We start from the raw sequence: 21,208 nt of genomic DNA, 5'->3' as shown, positions 1-21,208 counted from the left end.
CCGCGTGGCAAACGGCGTCAGCAGCTATAGCCTGCCGTTTTTCTCTATTCTGCTGCTGTGCGTTTCGCTGCTGCTGTCGTTAACCGGCTACGCGCGCCTCCCGGCCTTACCGGCAAGTATCGTTAAGGATATTATTATCCCGGCCATCTCTTACGGCGCGATATTCATTATCGGCTATAAAGTGCTGGCGCTTTCCCGGCGCGAGATTTCATTTTGCCTGCTCAATTTTGTCATCGTTTTTCTGGCTTACGTGGTCTACAACTATCTGCGCCACGGCGGTCTCGATGATATTCAGGATTATAAATACCCGCCGACCCTCTACTATATCGCCTATGCGACGATTATGAGCCTGCTTATATTCTCTCTGCTTGAGTATCTGCACATTGAAAAAATCGGCGGGTTTGTGCGGTTTGTCTCAGCCAATACGATCTGGATTTATCTGTGGCACATTCCGGTAGTTGAAGCATTCCGCCGTGAGCATGCCGACGTTAACGTGCTTATTAAATACGTGGTGGCGGTAGGGATTGCCGTACTGTTGACCCGGATACAGGTGACGATTGTCGGGAAAATCACCGGAGGAAATCGCAAGAGCCTGATTAATACTGTTTTCACAGGTTAAAAACCACAACCTTTTTGTACGCAGCTAAAAATGATGCCTGCCGGGCCCTGCTTCCGATGATAGTTATTGATCAGCTGAGGGGCCCGGCAGCGATAAAAAGAGATAGCAACTTATGAAGAAAAAAAGTATTGCCTTCGCTGTGCTGGGGTTGGTTATTACAGATGCTGCGCAGGCGCAAAATGCAGGTGGCCCTTTTAGTATCAATCTGGATCCCAGTAGTGTTGCCGCAAGCACCTCGCTGGGCTGGCTACACGGTGAAGCCAAAGAGTATGTTTATGACGGCGATAGCGGCAGAAAAATTAGCCAGCTGAAATGGAAAATCAACAACACGGCCATTATTAAAGGCGATATTTCCTGGGATACGTTTTCCTGGTTAACCTTAAATGCAAAGGGCTGGAGCTCCCTCGGTTCGAGCGGCGCGAAAATGGACGACTACGACTGGTTAAACGATAACCAGTCACACTGGACGGACTGGTCACACAGCCCCGATACACATCTTAATTATGCCAACGAATATGACGTGAATAGCAAACTGTGGCTGCTGAAACGCCCCGACTATAAAATCGGCGCCATTCTTGGCTACCAGCAGACCCGCTTTAGCTGGACGGCATTTGGCGGAAGTTATCAGTACGATAACGGCACCAGGCTCGGTGAGTTTCCACCCGGCGTGCGCGGCATCGGGTATCAGCAAAAATTCAGCATGCCGTACGTTGGCCTGAACGGCAGCTATCGATACCGGGATTTCGAATTCAGCACGTTGCTGAAATACAGCTCGTGGGTCAAAGCCAGAGACAACGACGAGCACTATATGCGCAGTTTGACCTTCCGGGATAAAAGTCAAAACGCCAACTATTACTCTGCGGCGGTGAATGCGGGTTATTACGTTACCCCCAATGCCAGGGTGTTTACCGAATTTACCTGGAGCAGGTACGCCCGGGGTAAAGGCGGCACGCAGATCATTGACCGCACCAGCGGTGAGAAAGCGCATATTGGCGGCGATGTGGCCGGCATCGAAAACACAAACTACAGCGTAACGGCCGGGCTTGAGTACCGATTCTGAGTAGGCGGGCTGCGTGCAGGCAGCCTTAAGGATGACGTTTATATATCCTCTTCGGCGTATAGAGGGTGCCGGTCGCTGTATGGTATCGTTGGTGCTTCTCATTGATCCCAATAGGTTGAAGGAATAACGATGCTCACGCTGCTGCAAGATAAAATCGCCACGCCGGTTGGCCCACTCTGGATCCTCTGCGATGAGGCGTACCGGCTGCGCGCCGTCGAGTGGGAGGAACACAGCGATCGGATGGAGCAGCTGCTGGAGGTGCACTACCGCAGGGAGGGATATCAGCGCGTAGCGGCGGCGAATCCCGGCGGCCTGAGCGATAAGCTCAGGGACTATTTTGACGGCGATCTCGGGGTGATTAACGGCCTGCCGGGCGAAACGGCAGGTACGCCGTTTCAGCGCGAGGTGTGGCAAGTTTTACGTACTATTCCCTGTGGCGAAGTCATGCATTATGGCGAGCTGGCGGAACGCCTTGGTCGTGCTGGTGCGGCGCGCGCAGTTGGGGCCGCTAACGGCGCCAATCCCATCAGCATTGTGGTGCCCTGCCACCGGGTGATTGGCCGCAACGGCACTCTGACTGGCTACGCCGGCGGCGTGCAGCGTAAAGAGTGGTTGCTGCGCCATGAGGGGTACTTTTTACTCTGATATTACGGCATAAATCCACATTTCGTGCGCTTCTTTTTTTCGGGGGTGATAAATTAATGACAATATTATCAATAGGATAAATTCATCAACTCATTTCCCAGATGAATATAAGGCTATTGCACCTGCTGGCACTTACCTGCTCACCAAAAAGATGTTAAAATTGACCAATATCAATTAAAGGTCTGAGCATATCTATGATCCCAGAAAAGCGAATTATACGACGCATTCAGTCTGGCGGTTGCGCTATACACTGCCAGGATTGCAGCATCAGCCAACTCTGTATCCCGTTTACCCTCAATGAGCACGAGCTTGATCAGCTTGATAATATCATCGAGCGTAAAAAGCCTATCCAGAAAGGTCAGACCCTGTTTAAAGCAGGCGATGAGCTGAAGTCTCTGTACGCCATTCGCTCCGGCACCATTAAGAGTTACACCATTACCGAGCAGGGCGATGAGCAGATCACCGGCTTCCACCTCGCTGGCGATTTGGTTGGCTTTGACGCTATCGGTACCGGCCATCACCCGAGCTTTGCTCAGGCGCTGGAAACCTCAATGGTGTGCGAAATCCCGTTTGAAACCCTCGACGATCTTTCCGGTAAAATGCCCAACCTGCGCCAGCAGATGATGCGCCTGATGAGCGGCGAGATCAAAGGCGACCAGGATATGATCCTGCTGCTGTCGAAGAAAAATGCCGAGGAACGTCTGGCGGCATTTATCTACAACCTTTCGCGGCGCTTTGCGCAGCGCGGCTTCTCTCCGCGCGAATTCCGCCTGACCATGACCCGCGGCGATATCGGCAACTATCTTGGCCTGACGGTTGAAACCATCAGCCGCCTGCTGGGCCGCTTTCAGAAGAGTGGAATGCTGGCGGTAAAAGGTAAGTACATTACGATTGAGAACAGCGATCTGCTGGCGCAGCTCGCAGGTCAGGCTAAAAACGTCGCTTAAGAGTCCCCTCCTCTTTAATCAGCGATCCTGCTGCTTTCTCAACATAAAGGGCCCGTTCAGCAAACGCTTAACAGGCCCAGAGATTATATTAATCTGATTTTATTCTCAGCGACGCCTGAAAGCGCGACTGCTGCATTTGCAGTTGGATATCGGATGTCATTAACCTCTCTTTCGCAGCGCGAATGGCCGCAACGGCTTTTAAGATATCGCTGCATGTAGCGATATTTATAAGTGACGGCGCGTCACTATCATTTACCAGAGACTGCTCAGCATAAGCGTTATGCTGCTCAAAAATAGCATGCTTCATTTTTCACCACACCGAAAAACTCATTGCTTCAGAATAATTGATATATAACCCAGCAAGCGCGTATCAAATATCATCCTCCGTGAACTCAACAACGATCTCTAAGGTGTGGCGTATAATATCGCTGGTAACCGCATCTTCACAGCAGGAAAGCATCGCTAACAGGCTGTAAATCAAGTTTTTATTAGTAACCGACTTGTTCACCGAAAGCAGGTTTCGGGTGGCGGCACCTAACGCTATCCTCTCATCGTTATATCTGGCGCCGTTTTTTAACAGGTACTGAAATAATGCCTTGCTCTCTATAAACTCATTAGATTCATTTGCGGTAAACTCACTATCGGCAGTGCTCGCATATAAACCCGAAAACAGAACCATCTCCATTGCTCCAAAATGATAATATTAAATTAACGTATAAGTTAACCCTCTCTTCGTGTGAGGGCTAAGAAATAAGTGATTCAAATAAATACCAGGACTTCAATATTAAGGTAGTCGAGCATTTTAATTTTGTACAGTATTTTTTCAAATAATTTAAAAAATTTCAGCTCTTTATTATACCATTGAATTATATATATTTATTTATATTAAACATAAAAGCAACCCAAAAATAACCATTATTTAACACAACAATTATAGTTAATAATGCCGCCTTTCAATTATTACCTCAGCACTTTTTGCTAAATTTGATTTTATATTCCGTCTATGTAGTTAGATATTAATAGCGTACAGCTTGCGATAAGAATAAACGCTTAAGTATCCACAACACGGTGAGAGCTGAAATACTGCAGAGATACCCCTGCATAAACTATATAGATCCTTGCGCGAAGGAGCGGAAAGTTCTTGTATGTTTTAACATCCAATGACTATCATTTCTTACTCAGCTACATTATCCAATAATAAAAAACGATTAATATTAATATAATTTTCTTAGACCTGATAAGCTTCAAAATATATTTTTCCAGACTGCCCTCTCTAAGCATGGGTACCTTAAATTATAAACCTAATAAATTTCATACACCTGCCGCTTTTATGCGCAGAAACTATTCAGGATGGGAGGATAATATCCAGAGTAAAATCAGCCGGCGGAGTATTAGAAATCATAAATAATGCTTAGGTAAGCGTGTTGATATGAATAAACTAAAAAACCGCCGGGCGGGCGGTTTGTGTAAGAAAATTCTTTAATGATGAGCAAGTCTGCCTTCGTGATGCCGCGGCCCTATGCGTCCCGCCTCAATTAAAATTTCCTCAATAATTTCTTCAAGACACTCTTTGCCGTGGCGATCGCAGACGAGATGAATCTGCCTGGCGATCTCCGCAGTGTCCATGCCGTCGCACAAAGCGGCTTTAAGCATCAGGCAGGCCCATCTTTTCGCTTCTGAATGATTTAACATAATTCCTCCCGATGTTTGGTACCTTCTCTAAGCGTAGCTGCAAAAACAAGGCCCATAAGGAATTTGTATATAACACTTTTGTATCAAATTATTTGCAGTATAAGGGTAAATAATCCCGCCGCCGCGCGCTGGAATTTGTGATGTGCCCTGGCGCTGCCAGCGCGGATCAACGGTCCGCTTTAGCAGGCAAAAAACCCTTCAAAGACAAAAATTTACGCCGGCCAATGATTAATTTTATTAAATTATTGATCTGCTGCCCTACTCCACTGTTTCAATTACCCCCGGATGGGTTATCTTTACTTAAGAACTGTAGCCACAGTAGTAAGGAGAACCTGTATGGCGAAGTATCAAAATATGCTGGTAGCCATCGATCCCAACCAGGACGATCAGCCCGCGCTGCGGCGTGCTGTGTATCTGCACCAGCAGATTGGCGGCACAATAAAGGCGTTTCTGCCGATCTACGATTTTTCCTATGAGATGACTACCCTGCTCTCGCCGGACGAGCGCACGGCGATGCGCCAGGGGGTTATCAGCCAGCGAACCGCGTGGATCCGCGAACAGGCTAAATACTATCTTGAGGCCGGCGTGCCGATTGATATTAAGGTTGTGTGGCACAACCGTCCTTACGAAGCCATCATTCAGGAAGTGATAAGCGGCGGCCACGACCTTCTGCTAAAGATGGCCCACCAGCACGATAAGCTGGAAGCGGTGATCTTCACTCCAACGGACTGGCACCTGCTGCGCAAGTGTCCCTGCCCGGTGTGGATGGTTAAAGATCAGCCCTGGCCCGAAGGCGGTAAAGCGCTGGTGGCTGTCAATCTTGCCAGCGAGGAGCCCTATCACAACCTGCTGAACGAAACGCTGGTGCGCGAGGCTATCGAGCTGGCAGAAGAGATAAACCACACCGATGTTCATCTGGTGGGTGCTTATCCAGTCACGCCAATTAATATCGCTATCGAACTGCCGGATTTCGATCCCAGCGTCTATAATGACGCGATTCGCGGCCAGCATCTGCTGGCGATGAAAGCGCTGCGGCAAAAGTTTGGTATTTCGGAAGCGCAGACCCACGTACAGAAGGGGCTGCCGGAAGAGGTTATCCCGGATATCGCTGAACACCTGCAGGCAGGGATCGTCGTGCTGGGTACCGTTGGGCGCACCGGCCTGTCGGCGGCCTTCCTCGGCAATACCGCCGAGCAGGTTATCGATCACTTGCGCTGCGATTTGCTGGCACTGAAGCCGGAATCGTTTCAGACGCCGGTTGAGCTGGACGACGACGAAGACGATTAGCCAATACGGCATAAAAAAAGGCCCGGCGAGCTTAATGCTCTCCGGGCCTTTTTACTGGTTAACCTGTCAATGGATACCGAGGCGGCGTGCGTGATCGATCTCTTCTTTCAGTTCCAGCGAGGAGAGCGCCATCAAATCGGCAAATTCCAGCGCCAGCTGCTTAACGCGTTTCAGGTACTGGGCCGGGGTAAGAGAAACTGACTCGCGACGAAGATATTCAACAGCCAGCAGTTCGGGGGTTAGATCGGTATCCATAACATCCTCATTTGGGTTTGAAAACCCCATCAGTATAACACCCTTTGCTGAGCATTTTTTGACCAAAAGCAATCCGGCGGTGAAAATTTACACTTTTTTAAGGCCTTTTATCCCATAAGCCCGCGCCGTTGCTGGCCCTTTAGCCCTGCCCTGTTCCCATTCAAATAGTGCGAATTTATTTATTAACAATTGCGTAAAGCAATTTAACAGATCTATCATAGCCGCCATTCACCAAATGGTTCATTCACAGTATCAATTATCGCGTAACGATAGCAATCAAACCTTCATACAAAAGCCAATTACGTAAAACGTGTTTCTTCTGGTTAATGCCAAAAGAGAGTGCCTCTAAAGGAGATATAAAATGACAACAGGCAGTATGCCGCGCGGAGTTCCCCGTATTCTGCTGTGGCTTCTGGTGGTCCTGATGGCCATCATCGGGCTAGCCGTAGGCGGGCTGGGAATTAAGCTCGCAACCGTCGGCGGCAGTCGCTATTTCGCCATCATGGGTGCAGTCATGGTTGTCTCAGCCGTGCTGATTGCCCTTCGCCGGCGCAGCGGGATCGTGCTGTACGCCGCGGCATTTCTCGCGTCCATTGCCTGGGCCATTGGCGATGCCGGGGTTGAGTTCTGGCCGCTGTTTACCCGCCTGTTTACCTTTGGCGTACTGGCCATGCTCGCGGCGCTGGTCTGGCCCTGGCTTGCGCCAGTGCAGCCCGCGCGCAAGGGGCCGGCCTTCAGCATTGCGGGACTGCTGGCGATTGCGCTGCTGGTCAGTTTTGGCTGGATGTTCAAACCGCAGCCGCTGGTTACCGCCAGCGAACCGGTACCGGTAAAACCGGTTGCGCCGGGCAGCGAGCAGAAAAACTGGGAGCACTGGGGAAACACCACCCACGGGGATCGTTTCGCCGCGCTTGATCAGATTAACAAGCAGAACGTAGATACCCTGCAGGTTGCCTGGACCGCACACACTGGCGATATTCCGCAGAGCAACGGCTCTGGCGCAGAAGATCAGAATACGCCGCTGCAGGTAGGCGACTCGCTGTTTGTCTGCACGCCGTACGGTAAGGTGCTGTCCCTGGACGTGGATTCCGGCAAAGAGAAGTGGCGCTTCGATCCTAAAGCCAAAGCGCCAAACTGGCAGCGCTGCCGCGGCCTCGGCTACTTTGCCGATGCGCAAGCTCAGACCTCGGCTGAACCGGCATCCGCCTCTCAGCCCGCAGTCTGTCCGCGCCGCCTGTTCCTGCCTACCATCGATGCCCGCCTGATCGCCATCAATGCCGATACCGGCAAAGCCTGCGCCGACTTTGGCAATAACGGCGTGGTCGATCTCAGCGTCGGCATGGGCGAAATCAAGCCCGGCTACTATCAGCAAACCTCGACCCCGCTGGTAGCCGGTAATGTTGTAGTCGTCGGTGGCCGCGTAGCGGACAACTTCTCTACCGACGAACCGCCGGGCGTGGTGCGCGCGTTTGATGTCCATACCGGCAAGCTGGCGTGGGCGTGGGATCCGGGCAATCCGGCCATGACCGGCGAGCCGCCTGCGGGGCAAACCTACACCCGCGGCACGCCGAACGTCTGGTCGGCGATGTCCTACGATGCGAAGCTCAATCTGGTTTATCTGCCTACCGGCAATGCCACTCCCGACTTCTGGGCCGGCGAACGTACGGCGCTGGATGACAAATACAGCTCGTCTATCGTTGCCGTAGATGCCACCACCGGCAAAGTCCGCTGGCACTATCAGACCACCCATCACGATCTGTGGGACTTTGACCTGCCGTCGCAGCCGCTGCTGTACGATTTGCCGAACGGCAAAGGCGGCACCACGCCAGTACTGGTCCAGACCTCGAAGCAGGGCATGATTTTCATGCTCAATCGCGAAACCGGAGAGCCGGTGGCTAAGGTCGAGGAGCGTCCGGTACCGGCAGGTAACGTTGAGGGCGAGCGCTATTCGCCTACCCAGCCTTACTCTGTAGGCATGCCGATGATCGGCAACGAAACGCTGAAAGAGTCGGATATGTGGGGCGCCACGCCAGTAGATATGCTGCTGTGCCGCATTCAGTTTAAAGAGATGCGCCATCAGGGGATCTTTACCCCGCCGGGCACCGACCGTTCGCTGCAGTATCCCGGCTCGCTGGGCGGCATGAACTGGGGCAGTGTCTCGGTGGATCCGAACAACAGCCTGATGTTCGTCAACGATATGCGCCTGGGCCTGGCTAACTACATGGTGCCGCGCGCGCATGTTGCGAAAAACGCCAGCGGCATCGAGATGGGTATTGTACCGATGGAGGGCACCCCGTTTGGCGCGATGCGCGAGCGTTTCCTGTCGCCGATGGGCATTCCCTGCCAGAAGCCGCCGTTTGGCACCATGTCGGCAGTGGATCTGAAATCCGGCAAGCTGGTGTGGCAGGTGCCGGTGGGTACGGTAGAAGATACCGGGCCGCTGGGGATCCGCATGCATATGCCGATCCCGGTAGGTATGCCAACGCTGGGCGCGTCGCTCTCTACCCAGTCCGGCCTGCTGTTCTTCGCCGGCACCCAGGATTTCTACCTGCGCGCCTTTGATACCGCCAATGGTAAAGAGATCTGGAAATCTCGCCTGCCGGTGGGCAGCCAGTCCGGCCCGATGACCTATGTTTCGCCGAAAACCGGCAAACAGTACATCATCATTAACGCCGGCGGCGCCCGCCAGTCGCCGGACAGAGGCGATTACATCATCGCCTACGCGCTGCCGGATAAGCAGTAATCCTTGCCAGAAGGGCCCGAATTCGGGCCCTTTTTCAATTCTGTGCGTTTAAAAGCGATTGTCCGCCCGGCGCCAGGCGAAACGCGCCCACCGCATCCGCCAGCCGTCCCGCCTGCGCCTCCAGCGAAGATGCAGCGGCAGAGGCTTCCTCTACCAGCGAGACGTTTTGCTGGGTCACACTATCCATTTCTGCAATCGCCTGACTCACAAGGGTAATACCGCGGCTTTGCTCGTCCGAGGCGGCCGCTATCTCATGCATGATGCCGCTTACCCGCCCGACGGCGGCAACGATCTCATTCATGGTGCTGCCGGCCGCACTCGCTTCTTTGACGCCGAGCGTAATCAACCTGGCGGCGTCAGCAATAAGGACTTCAATCTCTTTTGCCGCCTGCGCGCTGCGGCTGGCAAGGTGCCTGACCTCGCCGGCAACCACCGCGAAGCCGCGCCCCTGCTCCCCCGCCCGCGCCGCTTCGACAGCGGCGTTGAGGGCCAGAATGTTGGTCTGGAAAGCGATGCTATTAATCACTGCGGTGATTTCGGCTATTTTCTGCGAGCTGGCGGAGATATTGCCCATTGTAGCAACAACGCCGGCGACAATATCACCGCCGCGGGTCGCCCTCTCAGAGGCATCCTGCGCCAGCCCGCTGGCGCGGTGCGCGCTATCGGCATTCTGCTGCACGGCAGCGGTAAGCTGCTCCATGCTGGCAGCAGTTTCTTCGAGGGCCGCGGCCTGCTGCGCGGTCCGCGAAGAGAGATCGCTGTTGCCGGCCGCTATCTCGCCAGTGCCGCGAAAAATTTCATCCGCGCCGTGGCGCACGGTGCCAACAGTCTCCGCCAGCGACTGCTGCATTTTTTGCAGGCCGAGACTGAGCCTGCCGATTTCGCTGCGTCCGGTGCCCTGCGGTGGAAGCGTCAGATCGCCGCTGGCAATTTGCCCGATGCGGTTAAGCTCGCGCTTCAGAGGATCAATGACAATCTGGCGCAGAGCGAAGAAGGTCAGCAGACTCATAACCACAGCCGCAGCAAATGCGGCAATCATAAAGCCGATGCCCAGCCGGGTGCGCCGGTGGACGCTATCAGCAAGATCGGCAGCGCGGGCGTTGCGAATAGCCAGTACTTTTCCCTGCACTTCTTCATAGGCGGCATCCAGCTGGCGAGCGTGCTCGTTTTCATGGTTAATAATCGCCTCGAACATACCGTTTTTGGCGTATTTTAGCATTGGCTGCATACCCTCAAGGTAGGCCTTAAAGCGTACTGTAATGTCACCATCCAGCGCCGCGTCAGCGGGGGTTTTCACGGTACGATTGGCATAAACCTGAAACTCCGCCGCGGCCTGGCGTATTCCCTGCTGCGCTTGAGCGATATTACGCTTCATGTCATCCATTTCCGCGATGCGGCTGGCGGCACCGGCGTGGATAAGATTAATGCGGGCGGTGCGCAGCAGGCTGGCGCTGTTCGCCAGCCCGGACTGAACCTGCAGCTCTCGGGTGACGCTACGCTGTCCGCTGTCGGCCTGCAGCAAAAAATAACTGGCCAGTCCGGCGCTGAGGGCAAAAAGCAGCAGAACGCCGCCGAGAATGGCGCAAAAGAGTGGTACTAAGCGAATATGATGCAGAAAGGCAATTTTGCGCGGAAAATGCGCGGCAGTGATATCCATAACTGTGGGCTCTCTGAGGCTAAGTGGCGCAACCGCGCGCTCGTCAAAGAGTCATCGGCCCGGCGCGCAGATTGTTTACGCCAAAAAGCGTAACGCCGGTCACAGTTTAGTTATAAAGCGACTGCAGCCGGCGGCAGCAAGCCACCGGCTCCGGGGATTACTGTTCGCCGAAATGGATTACGGTACGAATGGACTTCCCGGCGTGCATCAGATCGAAGGCGTCATTGATCTGGCCGAGCGGCAGGCGGTGGGTGATAAACGGATCGAGATTGATTTTACCGGCCATCGCATCCTCAACCATCCCGGGCAGCTGGGTGCGCCCCTTCACGCCGCCAAAGGCGGAGCCGCGCCAGACGCGACCGGTAACCAGCTGGAACGGACGGGTTTTGATCTCCTGTCCCGCGCCGGCCACGCCGATAATAATGCTCTCTCCCCAGCCTTTGTGGCAGCACTCGAGGGCCGCGCGCATCACGTTCACGTTGCCAATGCACTCAAAGCTGAAGTCCACGCCGCCGTCGGTCAGTTCGACAATCACGTCCTGCACCGGCTTATCGTAATCTTTGGGATTGACGAAATCTGTCGCGCCCATCTCTGCGGCCAGCTTAAATTTCTCCGGATTGGTATCAACCGCCAGAATGCGTCCTGCTTTGGCCTGCACCGCGCCCTGGATCACCGCCAGGCCGATACCGCCCAGCCCGAAGACGGCAACGGTATCGCCCTCTTTCACTTTTGCCGTGTTGTGCACCGCACCAATGCCGGTGGTGACGCCGCAGCCCAGCAGGCACACTTTATCCAGCGGAGCTTCCGGGCTGACTTTCGCCAGCGAGATCTCGGCTACCACGGTGTATTCACTGAAGGTGCTGGTGCCCATGTAGTGATAAATCGGCTCGCCGTTGTAGGAAAAGCGCGTGGTGCCGTCCGGCATCAGGCCTTTGCCCTGGGTAGCGCGTACCGCCTGGCAGAGGTTAGTTTTGCCGGATTTACAGAATTTGCACTCGCCACATTCGGCGGTGTACAGCGGAATAACCCGATCGCCGGGCTTGAGGCTGGTCACGCCTTCGCCCACTTCCACCACGACGCCGCCGCCTTCATGACCGAGCACCGCCGGGAAGACGCCCTCCGGATCGTCACCTGAGAGGGTAAAGGCATCGGTGTGGCAGACGCCGGTGTGGGTAATTTTAACCAGCACTTCGCCTTTTTTCGGCGGCGCGACATCGATCTCAACAATTTTAAGCGGCTGGCCGGGGCCAAACGCAACAGCAGCACGTGATTTCATTGTTTGTCTCTTCTCTTTTGGTGAATTACTTCAGGTACGATTTTAGCAGCTGATCCACATCCGCCATGCGCAGGGCGCGCTGGTCCGGGGTGGTATCGCCGACCACCAGCTCATCTTTCAGGTGCATGCCGAGCAGCTCGCCCATCAGGCCGTTAGCGGCCCCGCGGATAGCGGCAATCTGCTGCAGGATAGTCAGGCAGGGTTCGCCGCCGTCCAGCGCGCGCTCCAGCGCCTCGACCTGCCCCTTGATGCGGCGCACGCGGGTCAGCGCCTTTTTCTTATCTGCGGGTGAATGCGGCATAGCGCCTCCTCGATAGTATAGGGGGGTATACTATGACAATTCACAAAATATGGCTATAAAAAAACCACGACTCGCGTGGTTTTTATGCAGCAGGCTTATCTTAAGATTGCAGCGAGGCGAGCCGCGCGGCGAAGCCGACGAACACCAGGCCGATAAGGCTGTTGCCGAGCTTGACCAGACTCTTGCGGCTGCCGACAAAGCGGGTCACCAGCGAGCCGGAGACGATCAGGAAGCTGAGGTAAATAAAGCTCACAATCTCCAGCGTGACGGCCAGGATCAGAAACGCCAGCCCCGGCGTAGCGGCGCGCACATCGATAAACTGCACGAAGAATGAGACGTAAAACAGAATCGCCTTTGGATTGGTCAGGCTGAGGGTCAGCGCGCGCTTGAGAATTTTGCTGCCGTGCTCGCCGCCGTGCGCGTGTTCAGCACCCTGCTTTTTGATTACCGACCACAGCATTTTCACGCCGAGGTAGAACAGATACATGGCACCCAGATAGCGCACGATATTGAACAGTACCGGCGTGGTTTTGATCAGCGTGGCAACCCCCGCGTAAGACAGGAACATCAGCACCGCGTCGCCGACAAATACGCCAAACGCCGCCAGATAGCCCATGCGGATCCCGTGGGCGGCACCGGTTTTCAGCACGAAAAAGGTATTGGGTCCGGGGACCAGAATGATAAAGATAGCGCCCAGTAGATAGGTCCAGTAATTCAGCACGCCAAAATCTGCAAACACCTGTACTCCCTCACAGCGAGAAAAAATAGGGCTTCGATCATAACAAAAAAAGCCGCCCCGCTTTAAGCGAAGACGGCTTTATTTTTTAGATGCGCTTACAGCGCTTTCAGAATAGCGTCGACGCTGGCCTTGGCATCGCCAAACAGCATCTGCGTGTTTTCTTTAAAGAACAGCGGGTTCTGTACCCCGGCATAGCCGGTGTTCATCGAGCGCTTAAAGACCACCACGTTCTGCGCCTTCCAGACTTCAAGTACCGGCATGCCGGCGATCGGGCTTTTCGGATCGTCCTGCGCCGCCGGGTTCACGGTATCGTTCGCGCCAATCACCAGTACCACATCCGTATCGCTGAAGTCGTCGTTGATTTCGTCCATCTCCAGCACGATGTCGTAAGGCACTTTGGCCTCGGCCAGCAGCACGTTCATGTGGCCCGGCAGGCGTCCGGCTACAGGATGAATGCCAAAACGCACCTTCACACCGCGGGCGCGCAGCTTCTCGGTAATTTCCGCCACCGGATACTGCGCCTGGGCTACCGCCATGCCGTAGCCCGGGGTGATGATCACTGACTGGGCGCCTTTCAGCAGCTCGGCGGTCTCTTCCGCGTTGATTTCGCGATATTCACCCTCTTCAGCCGCTTCGCCGGTAGAGGCACCATCAGTGCCGAAGCCGCCGGCAATGACGCTGATAAAGGAGCGGTTCATCGCCTTACACATGATGTAAGACAGAATTGCGCCCGACGAACCCACCAGCGCGCCGGTGACGATCAGCAGATCGTTGCCGAGCATAAAGCCCGCCGCCGCCGCCGCCCATCCGGAGTAAGAGTTGAGCATCGACACCACCACCGGCATATCCGCGCCACCGATGGAGGCCACCAGGTGCCAGCCGAAGGCCAGCGCAATAACGGTGACAACCAGCAGCGCAAACACCTGCAGACCGACACTCTCGGTGCGCACGAACATCACCAGCAGCAGGAAAGAAACCACCAGCGCCGCGAGGTTCAGCTTGTGGCGATTCGGCAGCATCAGCGGCTTCGAAGAGATTTTGCCGCGCAGTTTGCCAAACGCCACCAGCGAACCGGTAAAGGTGACCGCGCCGATGAAGATGCCGAGAAACACTTCGGTGAGATGGATATTGGCCAGAACCGGCGTCATACCGGGCTGGTGATCGATATAGCTGTTAAAGCCCACCAGCACCGCCGCCAGGCCAACAAAGCTGTGCAGAATCGCCACCAGCTCGGGCATTTCAGTCATTTCAACGCGGCGGGCAAGGCGAATACCGATTGCGCCGCCGATAACCATCGCCACAATGATCCAGCCGACGCTGCCCGAATCCGGCCCGAGAATGGTGGCAATCAGCGCAATCGCCATACCGGCGATACCGAAGTAGTTACCGCGCTGGGAGGTCTCGTGCTTTGAGAGCCCGGCGAGGCTGAAAATAAACAGGATCGCGGCAACAATATACGCGGCTGTAACTAATCCTCCAGACATTGTCTTACCCCTTATCCTTTACGAAACATTTTCAGCATGCGCTGAGTGACGGTGAAGCCGCCGAAGATGTTGATACTGGCAATCAGCACCGCAATAAAGCTGAGAAAGCTCACCCAGCCGCCGTGGCCAATCTGCAGCAGCGCGCCGACGACGATAATCCCTGAAATAGCGTTAGTAACCGACATCAGCGGCGTATGCAGCGCGTGCGAGACGTTCCACACCACGTAGTAACCCACCACGCAGGCGAGCGCGAAGACGGTAAAGTGGCCGAGGAACTCTTTCGGTGCCACGTTGGCCAGGCAGCCAAACAGGATAATCACTAGCGCCATCAGGGCGTACTTACGCCACGGCGATGCCGGTTTTTCCGGTTCGGCGGGGGCGGCCTGCGGTTTAACCGCGGCTTTCGGCTGGGCGGAAACCTGAATCGGCGGCGCGGGCCAGGTAACCTCGCCTTCGCGGATAACGGTCACGCCGCGCACCACCACATCATCGAAATCAATGACGATGTTGCCGTCTTTCTCTTTGCACAGCAGCTTGAGCAGGTTGACCAGGTTGGTGCCGTACAGCTGAGAGGATTGGGTGGGCAGGCGCCCGGCAAGATCGGTATAGCCGATGATCTTTACGCCGTTAGGCGTGGTGAAGACTTCACCGGGAACGGTATATTCGCAGTTGCCGCCGTTCTGCGCGGCGAGATCGACCACCACGCTACCCGGCTGCATGTTGTCCACCATTTCGCGCGTAATGAGCTTCGGCGCGGGTTTACCCGGGATCAGCGCGGTGGTGACGATAATATCCACCTCTTTTGCCTGGGCGGCAAACAGCGCCATTTCCGCTTTGATAAAGGCGTCGGACATCACTTTGGCATAACCATCGCCGCTGCCCGCCTCCTCTTCAAAATCCAGCTCGAGGAATTCCGCGCCCATGCTTTGCACCTGCTCTTTCACTTCCGGGCGGGTGTCAAACGCGCGCACGATGGCGCCCAGGCTGTTGGCGGCACCGATGGCGGCAAGTCCCGCAACACCCGCACCGATCACCATCACTTTGGCAGGTGGCACTTTACCGGCGGCAGTAATTTGACCGGTAAAGAAGCGGCCAAACTCGTGGGCGGCCTCAACAATGGCGCGGTAGCCCGCGATGTTGGCCATTGAGCTCAGGGCGTCCAGCGACTGGGCGCGGGAGATGCGCGGCACGCAGTCCATCGCCATCACGTTTACGCCCCGCCCGGCGAGCTTGCGCATCAAATCTTCATTCTGGGCGGGCCAGATAAAGCTAATCAGCGTGGTGCCCGGCTGAAGCAGCGCGATTTCTGCTTCCGTCGGCGCGTTGACCTTGAGGATAATGTCGGACTGCCAGATTGCATCCTTTGCAACGATGTCTGCACCTGCATCGGTAAAAGCGCGATCGTCAAAGCTCGCGAGTTTACCGGCCCCATTTTCAATAGCCACGCTGAAACCCAGCTTGCACAGCTGCTCAACCGTTTTCGGCGTCGCTGCGATTCGGGTTTCCTGGGCCAGGGTTTCTTTTGGTACCGCAATACGCATAGTATTCCCTTTCATCGGATAGTCATTATGGTCTGTTGTTTGTTGAGTTCGCCCGAGCGGGCAATGGTTGAAGACCAGGAAATGAAACAACCACAAACGTTCTGTACCCTAAATATTTCGAGTTGCACGACAACGTGTCTCTGATGCCTGAAACAGCACTCGCGCGTCCCGCAGGAATGAGCGAACGCAGCCAGCACCTGTGCAACCTGAAGTATGAAGGGTATATAACCTACTGAAAATTATCGCTGTGATCTACAGCCAGAAATTGGCAATTATGATTTATTCGATAAAACACAGTGTTTACATCATCAGCCAGCAATATTTACCCTATATTCACCCGCAAACCCGATATTCACCTTGAGGAAAGCGGTAAAAAACGATCAATATCTCCGGCCCGCCCAAGCATTAACATTGCATTAACCTGGAAAATGGATAGCTCTTATCTGTTTTTGTGGTGAGCGCGGTGTTTTTAAAACATATATGCAAAACTTATAGCAAGCCATTAACATACAAACGCGGCGTGTGAAAAATCCCGCAGACAGACACGCTGTTTCAATGCAATAATCATTGACGTTTTAATTACTAACGATACCTGTACCCTCAATAATTCGGGCTGCTTGAAGGCCTTCAACGCACAGGCAGCTTGAAATATGACGGGGATATAACTGGTTTGCGCAAGGCGAAGGATAATTTTTATGAAGCTTAAGTACACCCTCCTGGCGTCAGCGTTACTCTCTGCAGCGGCATTTAACGCCAGCGCAGCGACGGAGTTAACGCCGGAGCAGGCAGCAGCCCTCAAACCCTATGACCGCGTTTATATCACCGGGCGTTTCAACGCCATTAGTGATGCTGTAGAGGCAATGTCCCGCAGAGCGGACAAAGAGGGAGCCGCCTCATTCTTTGTTGTTGATACCTCTGATGTTGGTAACAGCGGAAACTGGCGCGTCGCGGCAGATCTTTATAAAACCGATGCTCCGAAAGCCGCACCGACCGAAAACCGCGTGATTGAAGGCGTGATGGAGCTGCCGAAAGACCAGGCGGTAACGCTGGAGCCGTTCGACACCGTCAGCGTGCAGGGTTTCTACCCGAACCAGCCGGCGGTCAATACCGCCATTGCCAAAGCGGCAAAAGCCAAAGGCGCGGCCTCGTTCTTCATCGTGCGCCAGATTGACGCCAACAACGGCGGCAACCAGCGCATTACGGCATTCATCTATAAAGCCGATGCCAAAAAACGCGTCGTGCAGAGCGCCGATGCTATTCCGGCTGACTCTCAGGCCGGGCGCGTCGCGCTGGCTAAAGGCGGCAGCGAAGCGAAGAAAGTTGAGATCCCGGGCGTAGCAAGTTCCGCCGCCGCAGGCTCCAGTACCGGCGTTGGCCGCTTCTTCGAAACGCAATCCTCAAAAGGCGGACGTTACAGCGTCACGCTTCCGAGCGGTGAAAAAGTCGAAGAGCTGAACAAAATCGCCGCCGCGCAGATGATTCCGTTCGACAGCGTCAAGTTCACCGGTAACTACGGCAACATCACTGAAATATCCTATCAGGTTGCCAAGCGCGCCGCGAAAAAAGGCGCCAAGTACTACCATATTACGCGCCAGTGGCAGGAGAACGGCGGCAACATTACCATCAGCGCCGACCTCTACAAGTAAGCCTCAACCCGCATAAAAAGGCAGCTTCGGCTGCCTTTTTTCATTTTTTAATACTTCCCTCATTGCATGCCAGCACCACTCTCCGTAGAATCCCGCGCCTTAGTGCAATCGTTCATTTTTATGCGATTTAGCCAAATAAATATTCTTGTTTCGTTCCGTTTACAACAGGATAACAATGGAAAAGAAGCTTGGCCTGAGCGCTCTGACTGCGCTGGTCCTTAGTTCTATGCTGGGCGCTGGGGTTTTCAGCCTGCCGCAAAACATGGCTGCTGTCGCCAGCCCCGCCGCGCTGCTGATTGGCTGGGTGATAACCGGCGTCGGCATTCTGTTTCTCGCTTTCGCGATGCTGATCCTCACCCGCATTCGCCCGGAGCTTGACGGCGGGATCTTTACCTACGCCCGCGAGGGTTTTGGCGAGCTGGTAGGCTTCTGCTCGGCGTGGGGCTACTGGCTCTGCGCGGTAATCGCCAACGTCTCCTATCTGGTTATCGTTTTTTCCGCCCTCAGCTTCTTTACCGATTCTCCCGGCCTGCGCCTGTTCGGCGACGGCAATACCTGGCAGGCGATCGTTGGGGCTTCGGTACTGCTGTGGGTGGTGCACTTTCTGGTGCTGCGCGGGGTGCAGACCGCGGCGAGCATCAACCTGGTAGCCACGCTGGCGAAGCTGCTGCCGCTGGGGATGTTTGTGGTACTGGCGGCAATGGCATTTCACGCTGATATTTTTCGCCTCGACTTCAGCGGCATCGCCCTCGGCGTACCGGTCTGGGAGCAGGTGAAGAACACGATGCTGATCACCCTGTGGGTGTTTATCGGTGTCGAAGGTGCGGTGGTTGTCTCATCCCGCGCGCGCCACAAGAAAGACGTTGGCCGCGCCACGCTGCTGGCGGTGGTATCTGCCCTGAGCGTCTATCTGCTGGTCACGCTGCTGTCGCTCGGGGTTGTTGCCCGCCCGGAACTGGCGGCGATGCGCAATCCGTCCATGGCCGGGCTGATGGTGAAGCTGATGGGCTCCTGGGGCGAAGTGGTTATCGCCGCCGGACTGATTGTTTCCGTGTGCGGCGCCTACCTGAGCTGGACAATTATGGCCGCCGAAGTGCCGTGGCTCGCGGCCACCCACAAAGCCTTTCCGCGTATTTTCTCCCGCCTGAATGACAACGGCGCGCCCTCTGCGTCCCTGTGGTTGACCAACGTTAGCGTACAGGTTTGTCTGGTGCTTATCTGGCTCACGGGATCCGATTACGGTACCCTGCTGACCATCGCTTCCGAGATGATTCTGGTACCTTATTTGCTGGTGGGGGCTTTCCTGCTGAAAGTTGCGACATCACCGCTGCAAAAAGCGGTGGGGATCGGTGCCTGCCTGTACGGCCTGTGGCTGCTCTATGCTTCCGGCCCGATGCATCTGCTACTCTCCGTCGTGCTGTACGCGCCGGGGCTGCTGGTCTTTTTATATGCCCGCTACACGCATCAGCACGAGCGGGCGCTGAAGCGCCGTGAAGTGGTACTGATTGGTTTAATGCTGGCTGCCGCCGCGCCGGCACTGTGGATTCTGGTGGGGTAACTCAATTCCCCACCGGCCTGAACGAGGAGCACTACGTGGGGAATAACCAACAACGCCCAATTCTGATCACCGGCGCGGGACGCCGCATCGGCCTCGCGCTGGCGCAGCACTTTCGGGCGCAGGGCCAGCCGCTGATCATCAGCTACCGGACGCGCTACGCCGCGATTGACGCGCTGGAAGCGGCAGGCGCGCGCTGCATTCAGGCCGATTTTTCCACCAATACCGGCATTCAGGCTTTCGCCGATGCGGTGATGGCCACCACTGACGGCCTGCGGGCTATCCTGCACAATGCCAGCGCCTGGGTTGAGGAGTCGCCGGGTACCCTTCCCGGTGACGTCATGCAGCAGATGATGCAAATCCACGTTAACACGCCCTACCTGCTCAATCTTGCTTTCGAACCGCTGCTGCGCGGGCGCGGCCACGCGGCGGCCGATATCGTTCACTTTACCGACTACGTGGTGGAGAGCGGCAGCGCAAAGCACATTGCCTACGCGGCCAGCAAGGCCGCGCTCGATAATATGACCCGCTCTTTCGCCCGCAAACTGGCGCCGGAAGTCAAAGTTAACGCTATTGCGCCGGCGCTAATCCTGTTTAACGAAGGCGACGACGAGGAATACCGCCTGCGGGCACTCAATAAATCCCTGATGAAAATTGCCCCCGGCGAGCAGGAGATTATTGACCTGGTGGATTATCTGTTGAGCAGCCGCTATGTTACCGGCCGCAGCTTCGGGGTTGACGGCGGGCGGCCGCTGGCTTAATGAAAGCGGCCCCAGAGCAGAATAAGCAGCCAGGCGCTGAGGCTCCAGCAGGCAACGGCTGCGCCCAGCGCCAGCGGCAGGCGTAAAAAGCCGGTGAAATACCACAGGGAAAGCAGGTAGACAAAATAGGGAATAATCGCCCACATGCCGAAGACAATGGTGGTGCGCAGCGCTTCAGTGCCGCGCTCGCTGGCGACGATATAGTGGGCAATCAGCGCGAACGTGGGAAACAGCGGTATCAGCCCGGCGATATAATAATTTTTGCTTTTCGCCAGCACGCCAATCAGCAATACCACCAGCGCACCCAGCGCGGCCTTAATTAACAATGCCATTTTCAGCCCGAATAAAGAGGTTAACCAAAAGGCAGGATAGCGGAAGTTACATTGTTTATAAAAGATTAATGGCAGCCCTACTGGCAGCGGTGTATGTTAGCGTTTTTTACCACCTGCTCCCACTATGAATAAAATCGTATTTGTTGAAGACGAGCCGGAAGTCGGCTCCCTTATTGCTGCCTATTTAGGTAAACACGACATGGACGTGCTGGTTGAGCCCCGGGGCGATCGCGCTGAAGAGGTTATCCTGCGCGAAAACCCGGATCTGGTGCTGCTGGATATTATGTTGCCCGGTAAAGACGGCATGACTGTCTGCCGCGATTTGCGCGCCCGCTGGGCCGGTCCGATTGTGCTGCTCACTTCTCTGGACAGCGACATGAACCACATCCTCGCCCTGGAGATGGGCGCCAACGACTACATTCTTAAAACCACCCCGCCCGCCGTGCTGCTGGCGCGCCTGCGTCTGCACCTGCGCCAGCAGGTCGCGCGTTCCGGATCGCCCGAGCCCGCCTCCGGCCTTACGCCGCACAAAGTGATGCGCTTCGGCACTCTCAGCATCGATCCGGTTAATCGCCAGGTGCTGCTCAACGATGAAAATATCTCGCTCTCCACCGCCGATTTCGATCTGCTGTGGGAGCTCGGCACCCACGCGGGCCAAATCATGGACC

General features: G+C 55.3%; 20 protein-coding genes and 1 pseudogene. 10 read left to right on the top strand and 11 right to left on the bottom strand.

The features are described from left to right. The 4 genes and pseudogenes from QZ766_RS22765 to fnr form a co-directional block, all read left to right on the top strand. Nucleotides 1–619 (top strand): annotated as a pseudogene (locus tag QZ766_RS22765) (acyltransferase); the annotation flags it as partial. Between the two features lie 112 nt (nucleotides 620–731). Continuing rightward, entirely contained in the window at nucleotides 732–1,679 is a 948-nt protein-coding gene (locus QZ766_RS22760) for an omptin family outer membrane protease (protein WP_297207685.1), read from the top strand. 129 nt (nucleotides 1,680–1,808) lie between these two features. After that, the gene (gene ogt, locus QZ766_RS22755) at nucleotides 1,809–2,324 is read left to right on the top strand and encodes a methylated-DNA--[protein]-cysteine S-methyltransferase (protein ID WP_297207681.1); all 516 of its coding nucleotides are present in this window, start codon (nucleotides 1,809–1,811) and stop codon (nucleotides 2,322–2,324) included. A 194-nt stretch (nucleotides 2,325–2,518) separates the two neighbouring features. Next, on the top strand, nucleotides 2,519–3,271 hold the full coding sequence (gene fnr / locus QZ766_RS22750; protein WP_297207678.1) for a fumarate/nitrate reduction transcriptional regulator Fnr: 753 nt from the start codon (nucleotides 2,519–2,521) through the stop codon (nucleotides 3,269–3,271). Between the two features lie 88 nt (nucleotides 3,272–3,359). On the opposite strand, the gene QZ766_RS22745 is transcribed toward fnr, so the two are convergent. From QZ766_RS22745 to QZ766_RS22735, 3 genes are all read right to left on the bottom strand, one after another. Continuing rightward, nucleotides 3,360–3,578: a hypothetical protein gene (locus tag QZ766_RS22745; RefSeq protein ID WP_297207676.1), complete on the bottom strand. Its 219-nt coding sequence runs from the start codon at nucleotides 3,576–3,578 to the stop codon at nucleotides 3,360–3,362. A gap of 63 nt (nucleotides 3,579–3,641) precedes the next feature. Beyond that, nucleotides 3,642–3,956, bottom strand: coding sequence for a biofilm development regulator YmgB/AriR family protein (locus QZ766_RS22740; protein ID WP_297207673.1), 315 nt, complete (start codon nucleotides 3,954–3,956; stop codon nucleotides 3,642–3,644). A gap of 794 nt (nucleotides 3,957–4,750) precedes the next feature. Then, nucleotides 4,751–4,963 (bottom strand): hypothetical protein, encoded by a 213-nt coding sequence (locus QZ766_RS22735; RefSeq protein ID WP_297207670.1) that lies wholly within the window; start codon nucleotides 4,961–4,963, stop codon nucleotides 4,751–4,753. A gap of 336 nt (nucleotides 4,964–5,299) precedes the next feature. Between QZ766_RS22735 and uspE the strand changes: the two genes are divergently transcribed. After that, nucleotides 5,300–6,250, top strand: a complete 951-nt coding sequence (uspE, locus tag QZ766_RS22730; protein WP_297207668.1) for a universal stress protein UspE — start codon at nucleotides 5,300–5,302, stop codon at nucleotides 6,248–6,250. 66 nt (nucleotides 6,251–6,316) lie between these two features. Here uspE and QZ766_RS22725 read toward each other — a convergent pair whose 3' ends face one another. Then, the gene (locus QZ766_RS22725) at nucleotides 6,317–6,505 is read right to left on the bottom strand and encodes a YdiH family protein (RefSeq protein ID WP_297207666.1); all 189 of its coding nucleotides are present in this window, start codon (nucleotides 6,503–6,505) and stop codon (nucleotides 6,317–6,319) included. A 361-nt stretch (nucleotides 6,506–6,866) separates the two neighbouring features. Here QZ766_RS22725 and QZ766_RS22720 point away from each other — a divergent pair, with 361 nt between their 5' ends. Next, nucleotides 6,867–9,248 (top strand): glucose/quinate/shikimate family membrane-bound PQQ-dependent dehydrogenase, encoded by a 2,382-nt coding sequence (locus QZ766_RS22720; RefSeq protein ID WP_297207663.1) that lies wholly within the window; start codon nucleotides 6,867–6,869, stop codon nucleotides 9,246–9,248. 34 nt (nucleotides 9,249–9,282) lie between these two features. On the opposite strand, the gene QZ766_RS22715 is transcribed toward QZ766_RS22720, so the two are convergent. From QZ766_RS22715 to pntA, 6 genes are all read right to left on the bottom strand, one after another. Beyond that, complete coding sequence (locus QZ766_RS22715) at nucleotides 9,283–10,905, bottom strand: methyl-accepting chemotaxis protein (protein ID WP_297207660.1); 1,623 nt, start codon at nucleotides 10,903–10,905, stop codon at nucleotides 9,283–9,285. Between the two features lie 157 nt (nucleotides 10,906–11,062). Beyond that, nucleotides 11,063–12,181 carry an S-(hydroxymethyl)glutathione dehydrogenase/class III alcohol dehydrogenase gene (locus QZ766_RS22710; RefSeq protein WP_297207657.1) on the bottom strand — a complete coding sequence of 373 codons (1,119 nt, stop codon included), beginning with the start codon at nucleotides 12,179–12,181 and terminating at the stop codon, nucleotides 11,063–11,065. Nucleotides 12,182–12,206: 25 nt separating this feature from the next. Beyond that, nucleotides 12,207–12,482, bottom strand: a complete 276-nt coding sequence (locus QZ766_RS22705) for a metal/formaldehyde-sensitive transcriptional repressor (RefSeq protein WP_297207654.1) — start codon at nucleotides 12,480–12,482, stop codon at nucleotides 12,207–12,209. 100 nt (nucleotides 12,483–12,582) lie between these two features. After that, a complete protein-coding gene (gene leuE / locus QZ766_RS22700) occupies nucleotides 12,583–13,221 on the bottom strand; it encodes a leucine efflux protein LeuE (RefSeq protein WP_297207651.1) in 639 nt (212 codons plus the stop codon). A gap of 95 nt (nucleotides 13,222–13,316) precedes the next feature. Beyond that, nucleotides 13,317–14,705 (bottom strand): Re/Si-specific NAD(P)(+) transhydrogenase subunit beta, encoded by a 1,389-nt coding sequence (gene pntB / locus QZ766_RS22695; RefSeq protein ID WP_297207647.1) that lies wholly within the window; start codon nucleotides 14,703–14,705, stop codon nucleotides 13,317–13,319. Between the two features lie 11 nt (nucleotides 14,706–14,716). After that, entirely contained in the window at nucleotides 14,717–16,246 is a 1,530-nt protein-coding gene (gene pntA / locus QZ766_RS22690; protein ID WP_297207645.1) for a Re/Si-specific NAD(P)(+) transhydrogenase subunit alpha, read from the bottom strand. 695 nt (nucleotides 16,247–16,941) lie between these two features. Here pntA and ydgH point away from each other — a divergent pair. The 3 genes from ydgH (at nucleotide 16,942) to folM (ending at nucleotide 20,208) form a co-directional block, all read left to right on the top strand. Then, complete coding sequence (gene ydgH / locus QZ766_RS22685; protein ID WP_297207642.1) at nucleotides 16,942–17,892, top strand: DUF1471 family protein YdgH; 951 nt, start codon at nucleotides 16,942–16,944, stop codon at nucleotides 17,890–17,892. Nucleotides 17,893–18,067: 175 nt separating this feature from the next. Next, entirely contained in the window at nucleotides 18,068–19,450 is a 1,383-nt protein-coding gene (locus tag QZ766_RS22680) for an amino acid permease (RefSeq protein ID WP_297207639.1), read from the top strand. A 35-nt stretch (nucleotides 19,451–19,485) separates the two neighbouring features. Next, nucleotides 19,486–20,208 carry a dihydromonapterin reductase gene (folM, locus tag QZ766_RS22675; RefSeq protein WP_297207636.1) on the top strand — a complete coding sequence of 241 codons (723 nt, stop codon included), beginning with the start codon at nucleotides 19,486–19,488 and terminating at the stop codon, nucleotides 20,206–20,208. Here the strand turns inward: folM and QZ766_RS22670 are convergent. After that, nucleotides 20,205–20,540: a GlpM family protein gene (locus QZ766_RS22670; protein ID WP_297207634.1), complete on the bottom strand. Its 336-nt coding sequence runs from the start codon at nucleotides 20,538–20,540 to the stop codon at nucleotides 20,205–20,207. The genes folM and QZ766_RS22670 overlap by 4 nt on opposite strands. A gap of 124 nt (nucleotides 20,541–20,664) precedes the next feature. Between QZ766_RS22670 and rstA the strand changes: the two genes are divergently transcribed. Next, on the top strand, nucleotides 20,665–21,208 hold a 544-nt coding region (rstA, locus tag QZ766_RS22665; protein ID WP_297207633.1), incomplete at its 3' end, for a two-component system response regulator RstA.

It is taken from the genome of uncultured Pluralibacter sp. (assembly GCF_913775985.1).
GTDB lineage: Bacteria > Pseudomonadota > Gammaproteobacteria > Enterobacterales > Enterobacteriaceae > Pluralibacter.
Note: the sequence above shows the minus strand (reverse complement) of the source record. Positions and strands in the feature narration are given on the sequence as shown.